Raw genomic sequence first — 1,585 nt, 5'->3', positions numbered from 1 at the left:
TTGAGATTTTTGGCCAGTTCATTAGCCAGAGCCTGCAACTGTTTTTCGTCCATAAAGTAACCTGCTTTTGATGTTGGATTGAACATATCAAAATCAGGCAATTACACAAATTTATGTACAGGCTCCGCTCAAGCGGCCATTCTCCTCTAACGGCAACCACGGCATATGCCGTTTCAGCGCCTGCGCAAACAGCCCTTCTCCACTTTTTCGGGCATTTTTTCCCTAACTGTCATAGACCTTTACCCGTTCCATTCCGCAACTGGGGGATTTGGCACACAGGATAAAACCGCATAGATCGCTTAACAATGCCATTTTTTGCTCGGAAAACGCGAGCATCTCATCGGTGACATCGATGCCAGAACCGTTGCTGGCACAGAGCCGAATACCTTGCTTACCCGCGTTGACCAGTCGCAACGCGGGGCGCGGCACAGGTAATCCGACCGCCATTTCGGGGCATACTGGCTGAAAATGGCAATAAGGCGCTAATTGATCAACAGCAAAATCAAAGCGCTTATGCCCTCCGTCAAACCGCACTGGCGCACCGAGCAAACATGCACTTATTCCAACAGGAATAGGAGCTGACATCATAAACGCTCTCCCGTTCGTCAACATTCCCTCAGCATAGCGGATTTCAAGCGGTTACGGAGCACAACGACGAAGATCGAGCGAAAACAAAAACCAAGGCGTATCAGAGGGAAAAACAAAGGGAATAAAAAAACAGAGCTACTGACCGAGGGGGTTTTGAGGTCAGTAGCGCACAATGATATTTTTTACTTAATCGCAGCGCAGCTTAGAAAAAATCACCGGCTGCCGCTTCTGATTGCGCCATCCAGACCGGCTGATCGCTGGTTTTCAACCAAACACGGTGCAGATAGCTATAAAAGCGCGCGCGATCGGTACGAAACAGCATCACAGGCAAACGCCAGTAAGCCGAGACGGCGAAACACTGCATCTGACGCCTACGGAATTCAAATTGTTGGCACTGCTGCTGGAGAATGCGGGCAAAGTGCTGACGCAGCGCCAACTGCTGGTACATGTTTGGGGACCCAACGCAGTGGAAAGTAGCCATTATATACGCATCTATATGGGACACCTGCGACAAAAGCTGGAAAGCGACCCCACACGACCTCGTCACTTTATCACCGAAACCGCCGTAGGTTACCGTTTTATGCCTTGAGCTACCATACTGAATTAACAGCGGATAACACTGGTTATCCCCCCTAAGCAGGCGTAACATCCCACGCTCATTCTGTTGATCTCCTTCCTGAATTTTAATGCTGAGGCTCATCATGAGTAGCTGGTTACTTTATGCATTGCTCTCCGCCCTGTGCGCCGCCGCAGTGGCTCTGTTTGGTAAAGTGGGATTGCAAAATCTTGACGCTAATACAGCAACTGCGGTTCGTGCCGTGGTGATGGCGCTGTTTTTGGTGGGCGTTGTGGTAGTGCAAGGAAAAACAACCGGCTTTGTTGAATAAATAGAAAGTTTGGGTAATCATCGGAACAGATCACCATAGTTGTTTCAAAATCAGGTCTCCATGGCAAAACAAAATTTTAAAATCACTAACTGGCCCTCCTATAACAAGGC

At 48.8% G+C, this 1,585-nt stretch carries 1 protein-coding gene and 3 pseudogenes; 2 read left to right on the top strand and 2 right to left on the bottom strand.

From position 1 onward, the window contains the following. Positions 1-129: 129 nt before the first annotated feature. Both ACTBDZ_RS17635 and ACTBDZ_RS17630 read right to left on the bottom strand, forming a co-directional pair. Positions 130-585 (bottom strand): annotated as a pseudogene (locus tag ACTBDZ_RS17635) (DUF523 domain-containing protein); the annotation flags it as partial. A 205-nt stretch (positions 586-790) separates the two neighbouring features. Next, complete coding sequence (locus ACTBDZ_RS17630) at positions 791-1,036, bottom strand: DUF2517 family protein (protein WP_438816248.1); 246 nt, start codon at positions 1,034-1,036, stop codon at positions 791-793. On the opposite strand from ACTBDZ_RS17630, the pseudogene ACTBDZ_RS17625 reads away from it, so the two are divergent. Both ACTBDZ_RS17625 and ACTBDZ_RS17620 read left to right on the top strand, forming a co-directional pair. Then, a pseudogene (locus ACTBDZ_RS17625) lies at positions 941-1,177 on the top strand (winged helix-turn-helix domain-containing protein); the annotation flags it as partial. The gene ACTBDZ_RS17630 and the pseudogene ACTBDZ_RS17625 overlap by 96 nt on opposite strands. A gap of 112 nt (positions 1,178-1,289) precedes the next feature. Beyond that, a pseudogene (locus ACTBDZ_RS17620) lies at positions 1,290-1,454 on the top strand (EamA family transporter); the annotation flags it as partial. Positions 1,455-1,585 lie beyond the last annotated feature (131 nt).

Source organism: Symbiopectobacterium sp. (assembly GCF_051710365.1).
Taxonomy (GTDB): domain Bacteria; phylum Pseudomonadota; class Gammaproteobacteria; order Enterobacterales; family Enterobacteriaceae; genus Symbiopectobacterium.
This window is presented reverse-complemented; position numbering and strand designations above follow the sequence as displayed.